Source organism: Nonomuraea glycinis (assembly GCF_014646515.1).
In the GTDB taxonomy this organism is placed as follows: Bacteria; Actinomycetota; Actinomycetes; order Streptosporangiales; family Streptosporangiaceae; genus Nonomuraea; species Nonomuraea glycinis.
In genome coordinates, this window is sequence record NZ_BMNK01000003.1 from 438,634 (window position 1) to 453,429 (window position 14,796).

Here is a 14,796-nt window from a genome sequence, read left to right on the forward strand (position 1 = left end):
TCGCTCGACCGCAGCAGCCGCGTAGACGCTTCCAGAACGGGCGCGGGACCGGCTCGCGCAACACGCGATCCTTTGCCGTAGCCGCGCACGGCCATGAAGCTCAAGTGGTACGGGCGGGGGGTGGTGATGTCATCGGTTGGGGAAGGTGTGGGTGTTGTCGCGTGGGTTCGGGTCCAGGGAGGTGGACGTCACCGAGACGGTGATCTTCCGGTGGGCGGGGGCGCGGCCCTTGATCGGGATGCTCACCCGTGCCGGGCTGCCCGGTCGTACGACCGCGATCGTGCAGGCCACCCGCTGCCGCACCGCCGCGCACGACGACCCCGGGGCCAGGCTCAGCCCTCGGGGCAGCCGGAAGGTGACGGGCACCTGCGCGGCCGCCATCAGGCCGCCCATCCGGACCGTGGCGGTGACCCGGCCGGGCGACCGTGTTCCCTTCACCGAGAGCGCGTCGTAGACGCCGCCCGGATCCGCCTGGCGCACCAGGACCCCGTAGCCCTCGGCGCCCAGCGGGTTGGCGACGCTGTACCCGTCGCCCGGCACGTCGCCCGCCCCCGAGGACAGCACCCCGACCAGCAGGCCGGTGCTCCTGTCGAGCCACGGCCCGCCGCTGTTGCCGCCGTACAGGTGACAGTTGACGGTGTGCAGCCGCCCGGACGTCCCCATCGGCCGGATGTAGCCGGGTGTGACGGTCGTCCGGCCCAGGCACCAGAGCTGGTGGGAGCCGTCGTAGGGAGGGTCGCTCGGGTAGCCCATGCTCACGACGGTGTAGCGGCCGGCCCGGCCGCGCATCGGGGTGAAGGCGCCGACCGTGTCCTGCAGCGTGGCACTCCCCCGCTTACCGACCTCGACCAGCGCGATGTCGTACACCGAGTCCCAGTCCCACATCCCCGCGCCGGTGTAGGCGTGCGGCTTCCAGACCCGCCGCACCCCCCACGCGCCGTACGGCGCGCCCTTGCCCTGTCCGTCGTACGCGGGCACGAACGCGAGATTCGACGACCAGGTGCCCTGGCCGGTCCGCCGGGAGACGCCGTACACGCAGTGCGCTGCCGTCGCCACCAGCAGCCCGCCGGCCGACCGCACCACCGCCCCGGTGCACGACCTGCGTCCGCCGTCGGCGTCGAGCAGGAATAGCCGCCCGGTGGCCCTGCTGGCCGCCGACCCCCCGTACGGCCTGGCCACGCGGGCATAGCCGTTGACGTCACCCCCGGGCGTGAGCCTGCTCCCGTCCGGCACCCCCCGCCCCACCCCACTCCGCGTGCCCGGAGAACGCCCCATGCCCGGCGTGCGTTCGGCGCCTGGCGGTGGTGCGGTGTGGCCCGGCAGGTCGGCCGCGTCCGCGTGGGACTGGTTACTGGCCGTCCAGTACTCCACCGCCCGTCGCGGATCCATCACCGGCGAGGCGTCCACCTGCGGCACGTCCCCGGCATCGGCCGCCAGGCCGGGCGGCGTCAAAGCGGTGCCGGCGACGGCGAGAACCAGCAGGATCCTTCGGCGTGACATCGATCCCCCATCTCTTTCCGGAGCACCCTAGGTCACATCGCGCACACGTTCGGTGAGCAACGCTGCCGGATAGGCTCGCGGCATGGCATGTGATCGCATCCGGCTCGTCCCACTGGAGGTGGCCGACGCCGAAGAGATGGCGGAGGCGCTGAGCGGCGAGGACCTCTACACCTTCACCGGCGGCACCCCGCCCACGCCGGCGGAACTGCGCGAGCGCTACGCCAGGCAGGTCGTGGGCCACTCCCCGGACGGCCGCGAGGAGTGGCACAACTGGATCATCCGCACGGTGCCCGACGACGAGGCGATCGGCTACGTACAGGCGACGATCGTGGACCCAAGCCGACAAGCGGACATCGCGGCAGGCCGACCGGCGGAGAACGCGGACCCGAGTCGACGGGCGGAGGACGCGGGCAGCGGGCGGCGGGCCGAGGTCGGTTGGGTCGTGGAGGTGCGGTGGCAGGGGCGGGGGTATGCGGCCGAGGCCGCTCGCGCGCTGGTCGCCTGGCTGGACGGGCGCGGCGTGGCGACGGTCGAGGCGCACATCCACCCGCGTCACGAGGCCTCGGCCGCCGTCGCCCGGCAGGCGGGCCTGCTGCCCACCGAGCGGTTCGACGACGGCGAGCGGCTGTGGCGGCGTTCGCGGGACACGCCGTGACCGTGCCGCGCTCCCGGCGGTCAGGTTCGCCGACAATGGCCGCAGAGCAAGATCCGACAGAGGAGTCTCACCCGTGCACATCGATCTCACCGGAAAGACCGCGCTGGTCACCGGCTCGACCCAGGGCATCGGAGCCGCCATCGCGGCCGGGCTGGCCCGGTCGGGGGCGCGGGTCGCGGTCAACGGCCGGGGCGACGCGTCGGTCAGCGCGGCCATGGACCGGATCCGGGCCGACGTGCCGGACGCGGACCTGGTCGCGGCGCCGGCCGATCTCGGCACCGAGGAGGGGGCCGATCGGGTGCTGCGGAAGCTGCCGCAGGTGGACATCCTGGTCAACAACCTCGGCATCTTCGGCGCCGTACCCGCTCTGGAGATCAGCGACGCGGAGTGGCGGCGCTACTTCGAGATCAACGTGCTGGCCGCGATCCGGCTGACCCGCGCCTACCTGCCGGGCATGCGGGAGCGGTCCTGGGGCCGGATCCAGTACATCGCCAGTGACTCGGCCATCGTCATCCCCGCCGAGATGATCCACTACGGCATGTCCAAGACCGCCCTGCTGGCGGTCTCCCGGGGCTTCGCCAAGGAGGCGGCGGGCAGCGGCGTCACGGTCAACTCGGTGATCGCCGGCCCGACGCACACCGGCGGCGTGGAGGACTTCGTCTACCAGCTCGTCGACCGCGACCTGCCGTGGGAGGAGGCGCAGCGGGCGTTCATGCGCGAGCACCGCCCCCAGTCGCTGCTCCAGCGGCTGATCGAGCCCGAGGAGATCGCCAACTTGGTCGTCTACCTCAGCTCCCCGCTCGCCTCCGCCACGACGGGCGCGGCGGTCCGGGTCGACGGAGGGTATGTGGACTCCATCGTCCCCTGAACGACCCGTGGCCGGGCGACGGGAGGTTCCCATCGCCCGGCGGCGGACCGTCGCCGATCGGCTTCACCGCCCTGCGCGAGCAGATCGGCGACGACCTCTCGGCAGCCGGTTCAGCGGAGGTTGAACAGGCGGGTGCTGGTCTGCTTGAGGGTGTTGCCCTCGGCGTCCCAGGCCTCGACCTTCAGGCTGACCGCGCCCTTGGTGTCGCGCAGCGACGGGTAGTGGGTGGAGGCGGTGTAGGCGCCGTCACGGTCGCGCTTGACCTTGACGGAGGTCCACTTGGCGCCGTCGTCGGTGCTCATCCACAGCTTGAGCCCGGCGATCTTCGGCATCTTCGCCGCGGAGGGCGAGTGGTAGGCCTCGACGGTGAACCTGTGGGATCGGCCGGCGCGGACGGTGTTGTCCAGCGCCAAGGTGTCGCCCAGATCGTAGCCGGCGAAGACGACGGGCGTGGGCCGGCATTGCTCGGTGACTCCCTCGATGATCCAGTACTTGCAGAACGATCCCGGCAGCACGTGTTCCTTGGCCGGCGGAGCGCGGAACGTCCACTCGGTGTCGTGCTGGGCGTTCTTCGCGGTCAGCCGGTAGGTGCCGGAGCCCTTGGGCAATGTGAACGCGGGGAGATTGTCCAGGCCGGGCCGGGTGACGCGCGGGATCTCCGTTCCGTCCCGGTAGAGATGCAGGTCGTAGACCGGGGTGAGGAGAGCGTCGCCCTTCCAGAATCCGCTGCTGACCGGGTGCTTGTCGGGCGTGCCCGACGGGGCGAACTCGGCCCAGAGGGTGTCGCCCTGCACGCAGATCATGCATGTCAGGTCGATGCCCTGCGTGGTGAGGGGCGGCGCGTCCTTGTCGGCGAGGGCGTAGACCCTGTCCGACGCCGTCTGGGCGCCCGGCGTCAGGCCGGCGGTGAACCACTGCTGCCGGGTACGGCCGGGCCGGTCGAACACCTCGGCGCGGAACCGGGTGTCATAGAAGGTCGTCCGCTCCAGGTTGGACGAGGACATGCCGTGTGAGTGGATGACGGTGGGATCGACCGGTCCGATCCATTCGGTCCGGGTGGTCGGCCCGGTGAAGGCCATCGACCCGAAGTCCGAGGTGGACGTCGTCGTGGCGATGACGTCGTCCTGCTTGTAGAGGGTGCGCCAGTTGTTGAACCTGGCCGGTTGGGAGGCGTGGACGTCCAGGTCGACCTGGACGAGCTGCTTGCGGGTGAGGGTGTGGTGCAGGGACTTAGGCACGCTGCCCTCGGCGTACGGCTTGAGGACGTAGGTGTAGGGCGTGTCCGGTGTGCCCGTCACCTGGACGGAGACCGGCTCGCTCGCGAGCCGCGCGCGCAGCTTCAGTCCCTCCCTGTTCGACAGGGATACGTTCGGGATGCTGATGGGCTTGGGATCGCCGGTGTTGAGCTCCTGCTCGACACTGATCGGAAGGGCGCACAGGCCGCTCTTCGACGGGAAGATGGCTACTCCGGCCGCGCCGGCTTCGCGAATGGCGATGATCTGGCTGATCCAGGCCCAGCACTTCAAGCCGCCGTCCGGCGCGGGCCCCGTCTCCATGAGGATCAGCTTCCCACGCAGGTCCTTTCCGGCGATGTCCTCGGCCCGGCCCGCGCCGACGTCGACGAGGGGCAGGGTCCGCGTCCCGGTGAACGGCTTCCAGTCGGGCTGGTTGCCCTGGATGGGCCCGGTTCCGAAGTCGATGTGCTGGGGGGCGACCGGATTCAGGGTGATCGGCTTGTGCCTGCCCGCGGTCATGGTGACCTGGGCGTGGCCGAGCGTCCATTGGCCGGCGAAGCGGAACTTGCCCTTGGTGACCGGCTTGGTGGGGATGGCCCACACCTTCGCCCACGCGCCGTGCTGCAGGCCCGAGGTCACGGTGGTGCCGTACGGCTGACCGTTGGCGATGGTCCGCTGGGTTGCGACGACCCAGATGTTGTTCAGCGGCTCGGCGGGCTTCGGCGTGCTGAAACGGACCTGGGAGGCCTGCCGGGCGTCGAGCGTGATCTCGGTGTCACCGGTGACGGTGACCTCCGGACTGATCAGGAACGTCTCGTTGTAGCGGTCGTCGGAGTCCACCGTGCCCAGCAGCTGCATCACCGAGTGCGTGCCGACCGGGACCCGGGTGACCGTGGTCCCCTCCCGCGACACTACGGTGCCACCGAGGTATCCCTTCTCGCCGTCGACGTCGAGGGTCTGCTGGTACCACGGCGCGGCGGGCTGACCGTCCCTGCCGATGGTGTGGACGGTGAGCTGGACCAGCGGAGCCTCGCGCACCACGCCCACCGGGGTGGTCAGCCGGATGCCGTCGGCCTCGGCCGTCACGGAGCCGGAGTAGCTGCTGAGATCCAAGCCGGCCGTGTCGAGGGTGACGGTCGCCGTGGCGGTGCCGCCCGCGGGCACGGTGAGGGTCGGATCGGTGCTCAGCCTTTCCTCCACCGCGGTCCCGCCGGCGGTGCGCAGGGCAGGGGTGAGCGTGAGGGTGACCGGCTGGTCGGTGAGGTTGCTGTAGGAGAGCGCACGCCGCAGGGGTTCGCCCTCCTCGGTCACCGAGCCGAAGCCGATCCCGGCGGTGGTGGCGAAGACCCGCTGGGTGTGCGCCTTGGCCAGGTCCACCCGTCCTGCGCCCTGCTCGTACACGCTGAAGCCGTCGTCCTTGGCCGTGGACATCAGCGCGGACTTGAGCAGCGGCCCCTTCCAGTCGGGGTGTAGCTGCGCCATGATCGCCGCCGCGCCCGCGACGTGCGGCGTGGCCATCGAGGTGCCGGACGCACTGGTGTAGCGGTCGTCGACGGGCGTGCCCATCGTGGTGCCCGCGGCGCGCGCCGCGGCGATGTCCACACCGGGTGCGGCGATGTCGGGCTTGAGACCCGAGTCGCCGAACCGGGGCCCCCGGCCGGAGAAGTCGGCCATCTGATCCTGCTTGTCGACCGCGGCGACGGTGAGCGCTGCCTCGGCCGTGCCGGGCGCGGCCACGGTCCCGGGGAGGGCGCCGGAGTTACCCGCCGCGATGACGAACAGGGTGCCGGTGGAGGCGCTCAGGTCGTTGACCGCCTGGCTGATCGGGTCGGTGCCGTCGGTGGGACCGGCGCCCAGGCTCATGCTGACGACCTTGGCGCCGCTGGACGCGGCCCACTCCATGCCTTCGATGATCCAGGAGTCATAACCGGAACCGGCGTCGTCCAACACCTTGCCGACGACCAGCTGCGCGCCCGGAGCCACCCCCTTGTGCGTGCCGCCGGACGCCGCTCCGCTTCCGGAGATGGTGGCGGCCACGTGGGTGCCATGGCCATGGCGGTCGGTGACCGGAGAATCGGGGACGAAGGACTTGGAGTCGGCGATCTTCCCTTCGAGGTCCGGGTGGGTGGCGTCGATGCCGGTGTCCAGCACCGCGACCTTCACCCCGGTGCCGTCGTAGCCCCCGGCCCAGGCCGCCGGGGCGCCGATCATCGGCACGCTCTTGTCCAGGAAGGCCTTGGCCTTGCCGTCCAGCCACACCTTGGCGATTCCGCCGCTCAGCGTGTCAGGCGCCTTCAGCCCGGCCGAGGGCACAGTCCGTACGGCGTTCCAGAAAGCCGCCGCCTCGGCCTTGGCGACGTTCATCGCGGAGGCGTTGATGCTGTCCAGATCGTGGGTCGGAACGCTGGCCGGGATCGCCTCTGCGGACTTCTTGACGGCTGCGGGCTCGCGCTCGCCCGGGTATTGGACGATGACCGGGACCTGCTTCGTCCGGTCGTCGGCATAGCCGTTCTCCGCCAGATACCTGACGTCGAACAGCCGCCGGTCCAGCCGGCCCGCCTGGATGGCGGGCATCGCGTCCTCGGGGAGGACGAAGACGCCCTCGGGGGTGGTCTGGGTGACCAGCCGCGGCCGGTGCCCGTCCTGGCGGGTGGCGGGCTCGGTCTTCACCTCGAAGCGGCCCGTGCCGGCCTGGGTGAGGGTGACCTTGTCCCCGGTGACCAGGGTGATGACGTGCGGACCCGGCCCGACGCCCTGGAGCGCGACGGGTGCCGCCGGCGGCGGCTCGGCGGCCGTCGCCGCGGAGGCCGGCGGCAGCGTTGACGCGGCCAGTGCGAGGAGTGAGGACAGCAGGATGGCGCGTTTCACGCGGTCCTCCGGGGGAGTAAGCCGTGGGTAGGCATGAGGGGACTGCCTTTCTGCGAGGTCGTGGTGGGGGTGGCTCAGAGAGGGACGAATCCCTCGGGCGGCGGGACTTCCTCGGTGCTCGGCACGGTCTCGCCCCCGGACGCCTCCGGTCCCTGTTCGGGGACCTCGTCCAGATCGGATTCGGTCGCGGACTCGTCAGACATGCGGCCAGCATCCTTGCCACATCACCCGCTGGGGTATGGGAGCCGTATGGGGAAAATTCCCCATTCAGTCGTGGATGGGGCGTTCCAGGTGCCGGGCCAGTTCCGTGCGCGACCGCGCGCCGAACTTCTGCATCGCGGCGCTGAGGTGCTTGTCCACCGTCTTGGCCGACAGGAACAGCTCCCTGGCGATCTGCTGATTGGTCAGACCCGTCGCCACCAACCGCGCGACCTCCCACTGCCGGGCCGTCAGCCCCCGCTCCGGATCTCCCGAGCCGCGACGCCGGCCGGTGCGCAGCCCGTGCAGCCGGCCCAGCTGGGTGGCCCGGTCCAGATCCCAGCGCGCCTCCAGCCGCTCGTACTCCGCGAGCACGGCCTTGAGCGCCGGCTCCGCCGTGTCGTCACCGGCCTCGAGCAGGCAGGCCGCCGCCTGCTCTCTCGCCTGCGCGGCCTCGTAGGCGGCGGGCAGCAGCTCGTAGCCCGCCGCGGCGGCGGTGAAGTGCGCCACGGCCTCCGGCCACCGCCCGGTGCCCGCCGCCAGATGCCCGCGCGCGTGCTCCAGGGCCGGTACGGCCAGCGGCGCGTCCAGCCCGCGCAGCCCTGACTCGTACCGCGCCACGGCTCCGGCGGCCTCCTCCCGCCGCCCGGCGGCCAGCAGCGCCTCCGTCAGCGCCGGCAGGGCACGCACCCCGAGCGGCCACAGCCCGTTCGCCTCCCAGGCCGCGACGGCCTCGGCCGTCTCGGCGAGCGCGGCCGGCGCGGTGCCGCGCGCGATCCCCAGCCGCAGCAGCGCGGTCGCGGGGAAGGGCAGGTCCGCCGTGTCCGTGGTCAGGCCGATCCGCATCTGGTCGAGGAAGCGGCTCCGCGCCGCGTCGAGATCGCCCTCGGCCAGCAGCAACCCGGCCGTCGCCAGCGCCAGCGTGTCCCGTTCCGGCCGCTCGCTGAGCTCCTCGCCGAGCTCCTTGAGCTCCCTCGCCAGCCCCTCCCAGGCCCCGCTGAGATAGGCGACCTGGAGGAGGGAGGCCCGGCTGCGCACGGCGATGGGTCCGGTGGCGTCGATCTCCGCGCCGCGCTCCAGCGCGATCGTGAGCAGCCGCCGGGCCAGGTGGTGGTCCCCGGTCAGCACCGCGGCCGCCCCGATCGAGAAGGGCACGTTGACGGTACGGCGGTGCGCGGGCAGGCCGGCGACCTCCTGCTCCATCCCCTCGGCCAGGTCGCGCCAGCGCGGGTCGCCGATCAGCACCAGCGCCATCACGATCTTGCCCTGGAGGTAGAGGCGCATGGTCGGCTCGCCGATCGCGGGCACCGTCTCCAGCGCCCGGTCCAGCCACGCGACGTGCTCGTCCAGCGAGGTTCCCGGCGCTGTCGGCAGGCCCAGGGCCATCATCGCCCACGCCGCCAGCTCCGGACGATCGCCCAGGTCGTCGACGGCCGCGGCCATCTCCCGCCGCTCCCGCGCCGGATCCGACCGCGCGAGATTCAGGTGCAGGGCCAGCAGCAGCCGCAGCTCGCCGCGGACGGCCCGGGGCGGTTCGCCCTGCAGCGCCGCCGCGAACAGATCGCAGATGTCGGGGACGTGCAGCACCTCGGTGGCGATCCACCCGAGCCGCACCGTCAACTCGGCCTGGACCGGCTCCGGCAGCCGCCCGCGCCGCAGCACGTCCTCCAGGAGGCGGGCCGCCTCGGCGTCGTCGCCGAGCTCCACCGCCTGGTCCGCGGCTCGCCGCGCGGCCGTCACCCAGTCGTCGTCCCGGCCCGCCTGCCGCAGATGGTGCGCCACCTGCCCGAGCGGCACGGGAACCAGCCCCTGTACGGCGTCCGCGGCGGCGGCGTGCAGCGTCTGCCTGCGGCCGAGCGGGACGCCCTCGTACACCGCCTGGGCGGCCAGCACGTGCCGGAATCCCACCATGCCCTCGCGCTCGGCGAACAGGCCGGCGTCCAGCGCCTCGTCCACCCCGTCGGCCACGGCGGCCGGGGGCAGGCCGGTCACGCCGATCAGCACCGCCAGGGGTACGGCCAGCTGGAGCACGGCCGCCGCCTCGGTCACCGCCCGCGCCGCCGGGGAGAGCCTGCCGACCCGTTCCCGTACCGAAGAGCGCACACCGCTCGGCACGTCGAGCGCGTCCAGCGTCCGGCGCGCCCACCCACCGGCCCACGGGATCAACGCCCCGCGCGTCCGCAACAGGGCCAGCAGCTCCTGGATCGCCAGCGGCAGCCCCGAGGCCCGCACGCACAAGTGTGCCGCGAACTCCGCGGAGACCTCCTCGCTGCCCAGGATCGCCGCCGCGAGCGCGCGCGTCTGCCCCTCGTCCAGCGGCGCGAGCACCACGTGCTCGTGGGTGAGCACGTCACGGGGGCGCGCGGTCAGCGCGCGCACGCCCGCCGGCACCTCCTCGCCCCGGTACGTCACCACGATCGACAGCGAGCCCGGCTGGTTCCCCAGCAGGTACGACAGGAACTCGACCGTCTGCTCGTCGGCCCAGTGCGCGTCCTCCACCACCAGCACCGCCGGGCCGAGCGCGGCCAGCACTTCGCCCAGGCCGCGGAACAGCCGGTGCCGCTCGGCCGCCCGGTCGTCGAGCGGCTCGGGCGGCTTCGGCAGCACGTGCGCCAGCTCGGGGAACAGGCCGCGCAGCGCGCCGGCCACCGGTGACAGCGCCGCGCCCGCCAGCTCGCCGCCCGTGGACCGCAGCGCCTCGACGAGCGGGCCCAGCGGGAACGGCTCCCTGATCTGGCCGCACCCGCCGCTCAGGATCCGCCGCCCGGCGGCCTCCGGGCGGGCCAGCAGCTCGGTGACCAGGCGGGACTTGCCGATGCCGGCTTCGCCCTCGACGACGAGCACCGACGGCGGCAGGGCCAGCGCGGCGGCCAGCCGGTCCAACTCCCTGTCCCGACCGACCAGGACCGGCGAGACCACCCGGCCCGGAATCCCCCGTCCGCTCATCCGTGCCGCACCCGGGCACCCCCATGATCAGAAGACATGCCGCACTTCTTCCTCTCATGTCTCATATGTCACTCTTATCGGACAAGTGGCCTAGTACGCCATTTTTCCGCTGCGATCTCCCGCACGGAGCGCGTCCACCAGGCCGGTCACGACCCGACACGACCGGCCGCGGGCGTGCCGCCGTCGAAGGCGTAGCCGCCCGTGCTGGTGTGGCCGGCGCCGTCGGTCGCGGTGATGGTGATCCACGGCCGGGCGGGATCGAGGTCGCCCGGCGCGAACGGCGCCCAGGCCGACTCCAGCCCGCCGGGCACCCGGTCGGCATCGCCGTCGCCGCCGTCGGGTGCCCGGTCGCCGTCGCCGCCGTCGGGTTCCCGGTCGGCATCGCCGCCGTCGGACGCCCGGTCGGCATCGCCGGTTCGGGGGGCGTGCCGCTGCTGTGGCACGGTCACCGTCCTGGTCCCGGCGCCCCGTGCCTGGTAGGTGAAGCGCAGGTCGCCGCCGCCCAGCCGATAGCCCTCGACCGTGATGCCGGCGCCCGTCCACCGCGCGTCCGCGATGATGGGCTGCCGCCAGTCCGCCGCGAGATCGTCGCTGAGCGAGGGCGTGGCGTCGTCGGACCGGCAGGTCAGGAACGGGTCCCACCCGTACGCGATGATCTTGGTGGCGTTCCCGCCCACCGCGGCGACCTGCTCGTCCACCCGGCTCTTGGTGGCGCGGCCCCGCAGCGGGAACGGGTTGGCCCGGCCGCACTCGCCCGCCGCCTGGGTGGGCTCGAAGACCTCGACGTTCACCCACAGCTCCACCCCCGGCTCGACGTGGCGCGCGGCCTCGGCCACGTAGTCGCGGGTGGAGCCGTGGTAGGCCTGCCGGTGGGTGCGCTCGCCCACCATCGGCGCCAGCCGGGGTCCGACCGAGGCGTCCACCTCGTCCGCGCCGTAGACGGGCACCTTGCCCACGCCACGCCCGTCCTGGATCGCGATGGCCATCGGCGCGCCCGCCCGGGTGCCCGCGATGTCGGCGAAGCCCTTGCCCACCTGCTCGACCGGGAAGCCGCGACCCCTGCGCGCGTCCCAGAAGGGGCTGACCATGATCTTCGTGCCGGGCATCGCGGCGGCCACCACCTCGTGCTGCGCGGCGTACAGGGCGATGATGGCGTCGTCGTCGGCCCGGTCCCGCATGGCGAGCTCGAAGGACTGGTAGACCCCGCCGAGCGCGGCCGAGGTCGCGTACCGCTGCCGATAGTCGGCCAGGACGCGCGCGGTGAGCTCGTTCAGCGCGGGCAGGTGCGCCAGGTCGGGCAGCCACGGCTTGCCGGGGTCCCTGGGCGGCACGGGCAGACCGGGAAAGACCCGCATGCCGTACGCGGCCGCCTCGGCGAGCAGGTTGCCCACCCCGTCGCCGTCGGCCGCGATCAGCAGGAGATCGTGGCGGCCGGCGTCGCAGCCGCCCAGCATCAGGCGGTAGTAGGTGCGCCCGCCGCTCTCGATCCGCCGGTCGAGCCCGGGGCAGCGCAGCACCGCGTCGCCGAACCGCTCGGTCGTCAGGTAGGTGTACACCCGGCCGATCGTCCGGCCGGGCGCGGCCTCCAGCGCGGCCCGGTAACAGGGCTTGCCGTTCTCGACGCAGCCGGCGAAGTCGCCGGCGAGGTCACCGGTCACCCGCCCGTCGCCGTCCACCTCGGCGGGCAGGATCCGCGCGCCGAACGTGATGATCGTGTCGCCGCCCACGCCGTGGACCGCCTCCACCAGGCGCTGGGTCACGCACCGGTCCGGGCGCGGGATGACCCAGTAGCCGGTGATGGGGTAGGGAGTGGTGACCCGGGTGTCCCTCGGCGGGCAGGTCACCTCGGCGCCTAAGGACCGGGTGATGGCGGTGACCACGGTGTCCGGCACGACGGCCAGCACCACCACCGTGACGGCCAGCGCCACGCGTACGAACCCCTGCAGCACCCGTAGCCCCTTCGCGTCGAACTTCAGGCTATGCGGTGCACTGTGATCAAATGAGCCCGTTCGGCCGCGTATTTGCACCTCCACCAGGCGCGGATCCCCCTGGCAGGACTGCTGAGTTGGCCGCTTTATAAACATTTATCGCGAAAAGGTCAACTGCGAGATTGTCCTAAATCTGGTACACACCATGGGCTGAGTGGGTCTTTTCACGGGTATCTGTCGGTACTACCTTCCCTAAGGCACACATTCGGGGGAATAAATGTCGCGTAGGTCCCTTTGTCGCCATCCGCTGAGATGGCCCCGCGCACCCAAGCGCATGCCCGCTTCAAGCTGTCCCATGGGAAGTGCGAAATGAAACTCAGTTTCCGAAAAAGTGCCATACGTGCCGCCGCACTGGTCACGGCACTCGCCCTCCCCTTCGCCTTCACGCCTCCGGCCAGCGCCGGAATCGTTGACGAAGCAGCCGCCAAACTGCTGGTGAAGAAGGTCAAGGGCACGAACGTCAACAAACACCTGCAGGCTTTCCAAGCCATCGCCACGGCCAACGGGGGCAACCGCGCGGCCGGCACGGCCGGCTACAAGGCCTCCCGTGACTACGTCGCCGGCAAGCTGCGCAAGGCCGGCTACAAGGTCACCCTCCAGCCGATCAACTTCGTGGAGAGCTGGACCGAGAACACCCCGCCCACCCTGACCGCGGGCGCCAAGACCTACGTCCCCAACGAAGACTTCTACACCTTCCAGCCGTCCCCGGCGGGCGACGTGACCGCGCCGGTCCAGGGCGTCGACCTCACCCTGCCGCCCACTCCCGCCTCCTCCTCCACCAGCGGCTGCGAGCAGTCCGACTTCACCGGCTTCCAGGCGGGCAACATCGCGCTCATCCAGCGCGGCACCTGCCCCTTCGCCACCAAGGTGCGCAACGCCGGGACCGCCGGCGCCAGCGGGGTCATCGTCTTCAACGAGGGCCAGCCGGGCCGGACCGAGGCCAACCCGCTGGACATCGGCGAATGGCGGGCCGCGATCCCGATGGTCTACGCCGACTTCTTCGTCGGCAACGAGCTGGCCGCCACGCCGGGCGCCACCATCCGGCTCAAGGTCGACTCCACCCTGGTGCTCGGCACCGACGACAACGTGATCGCGGAGACCCGCCTCGGCGACCCGCGCAACGTCGTCATGGTCGGCGCCCACCTCGACAGCGTCCCCGAGGGCCCCGGCATCAACGACAACGGCTCGGGCAGCGCCGCCATCCTGGAGACGGCCCTGCAGTTGCAGCACTTCCCGGTGAAGAACAAGGTCCGCTTCGCCTTCTGGGCCGCCGAGGAGATCGGCCTGCTCGGCTCCGACCAGTATGTGGCGAAGCTCAGCCAGGCCGACCGCGACCGCGTCAGGGTCTATCTGAACTTCGACATGGTCGCCTCGCCCAACTACGCCTACATGCTGTACGACGGCGACGACTCCGACGCCACCGGCTCACCCGCCGGCCCGCCCGGATCCGCGCAGATCGAGCAGCAGCTGGCGAAGTTCTTCGGCAAGCGCAACCTGCCCACCATCGGCACCGACTTCGACGGCCGCTCCGACTACGGGCCGTTCATCGCGGTCGGCATCCCGTCGGGCGGCATCTTCACCGGCGCCGAGGGCATCAAGACGGCGGAGGAGGCCGCGCTGTTCGGCGGCACGGCGGGCGCCGCCTACGACCCCTGCTACCACCAGGCATGCGACACGATCACGAACGTGAACGCGACCGCGCTGGACGTCAACTCCGACGCCATCGCCGACTCCACGGCCAGGTACGCCTTCAACCTCCGGTCCATCCCCGGCAGATCCACCGCCCCCGCCCGCAAGGGCGCCCCGGCGACGGACGCCGCCCAAAGCTGACCTGACAACCCGGTGAGCGGTCCCCACGGGGACCGCTCACCCTTTCTCCAGAAGAACGTCCGGGTACGTGTCAAGAACGCGCCGGCGACTCCGACCCCCTCGCGAAAGACCACAGGAACACTCACCAGGAGCCCGCCATGCGCAAGATCATCTATTACGTGCACACCTCGGTCGACGGCTACATCGATGGGCCGAACGGCGAGTTCGACTGGGCGGACATGGGCCCCGAGCTGTCGGCGTACTCCGAGGAACTCGTCGACAGGACGGGCACCTTCCTCTACGGGCGGGCGGTCTGGGAGGTCATGTCCTCCTACTGGCCGCAGGCCGAGTCGATCTCCCAGCACCCGCACGACCTCAAGTTCGCGCCCATCTGGCGGGCGGCCCCGAAGATCGTCGTGTCCAGCACCCTGGAGCAGGTCGAGTGGGACGCCCAGTTGATCAACACGGACGTGGCCGGGGAGATCGCCGCGCTCAAGGAGCGGCAGGGCGGGGACCTCCTGCTCACCGGCGGCTCGACGCTGATGTCCTCGCTCACCCGGCTCGGCCTGGTGGACGAGTGGCACATCGTGGTGCACCCGGTGGTGCTCGGCGGCGGCCGGCAGCTGTTCCCGCACCCGCAGGACCGCCTGGCCCTGCGCCTCACCGACACCCGCCGCCTCGACTCCCAGGCCGTGCTGACCAGCTACGTGCGCGCGGACGGCTGACACG

At 71.9% G+C, this 14,796-nt stretch carries 9 protein-coding genes; 4 read left to right on the plus strand and 5 right to left on the minus strand.

The features are described 5' to 3' along the window. Positions 1-129: 129 nt before the first annotated feature. Positions 130-1,500: a trypsin-like serine peptidase gene (locus tag IEY87_RS11590; RefSeq protein ID WP_189138553.1), complete on the minus strand. Its 1,371-nt coding sequence runs from the start codon at positions 1,498-1,500 to the stop codon at positions 130-132. 82 nt (positions 1,501-1,582) lie between these two features. On the opposite strand from IEY87_RS11590, the gene IEY87_RS11595 reads away from it, so the two are divergent. Both IEY87_RS11595 and IEY87_RS11600 read left to right on the plus strand, forming a co-directional pair. After that, on the plus strand, positions 1,583-2,155 hold the full coding sequence (locus tag IEY87_RS11595; RefSeq protein ID WP_189138554.1) for a GNAT family N-acetyltransferase: 573 nt from the start codon (positions 1,583-1,585) through the stop codon (positions 2,153-2,155). A 73-nt stretch (positions 2,156-2,228) separates the two neighbouring features. Beyond that, entirely contained in the window at positions 2,229-3,023 is a 795-nt protein-coding gene (locus IEY87_RS11600) for an SDR family NAD(P)-dependent oxidoreductase (RefSeq protein ID WP_189138555.1), read from the plus strand. Positions 3,024-3,133: 110 nt separating this feature from the next. On the opposite strand, the gene IEY87_RS11605 is transcribed toward IEY87_RS11600, so the two are convergent. From IEY87_RS11605 to IEY87_RS11615, 4 genes are all read right to left on the minus strand, one after another. After that, positions 3,134-7,126 carry a S8 family peptidase gene (locus IEY87_RS11605; RefSeq protein WP_189138556.1) on the minus strand — a complete coding sequence of 1,331 codons (3,993 nt, stop codon included), beginning with the start codon at positions 7,124-7,126 and terminating at the stop codon, positions 3,134-3,136. A 74-nt stretch (positions 7,127-7,200) separates the two neighbouring features. Next, entirely contained in the window at positions 7,201-7,329 is a 129-nt protein-coding gene (locus IEY87_RS46630; RefSeq protein ID WP_263651313.1) for a hypothetical protein, read from the minus strand. Positions 7,330-7,393: 64 nt separating this feature from the next. Next, on the minus strand, positions 7,394-10,270 hold the full coding sequence (locus IEY87_RS11610; RefSeq protein WP_189138557.1) for an ATP-binding protein: 2,877 nt from the start codon (positions 10,268-10,270) through the stop codon (positions 7,394-7,396). A 146-nt stretch (positions 10,271-10,416) separates the two neighbouring features. Beyond that, entirely contained in the window at positions 10,417-12,219 is a 1,803-nt protein-coding gene (locus tag IEY87_RS11615) for a DUF4434 domain-containing protein (RefSeq protein ID WP_189138558.1), read from the minus strand. A 348-nt stretch (positions 12,220-12,567) separates the two neighbouring features. Here IEY87_RS11615 and IEY87_RS11620 point away from each other — a divergent pair, with 348 nt between their 5' ends. Both IEY87_RS11620 and IEY87_RS11625 read left to right on the plus strand, forming a co-directional pair. Continuing rightward, the gene (locus IEY87_RS11620) at positions 12,568-14,088 is read left to right on the plus strand and encodes a M28 family metallopeptidase (protein ID WP_189138559.1); all 1,521 of its coding nucleotides are present in this window, start codon (positions 12,568-12,570) and stop codon (positions 14,086-14,088) included. Positions 14,089-14,225: 137 nt separating this feature from the next. Next, the gene (locus tag IEY87_RS11625) at positions 14,226-14,792 is read left to right on the plus strand and encodes a dihydrofolate reductase family protein (RefSeq protein ID WP_189138560.1); all 567 of its coding nucleotides are present in this window, start codon (positions 14,226-14,228) and stop codon (positions 14,790-14,792) included. Positions 14,793-14,796 lie beyond the last annotated feature (4 nt).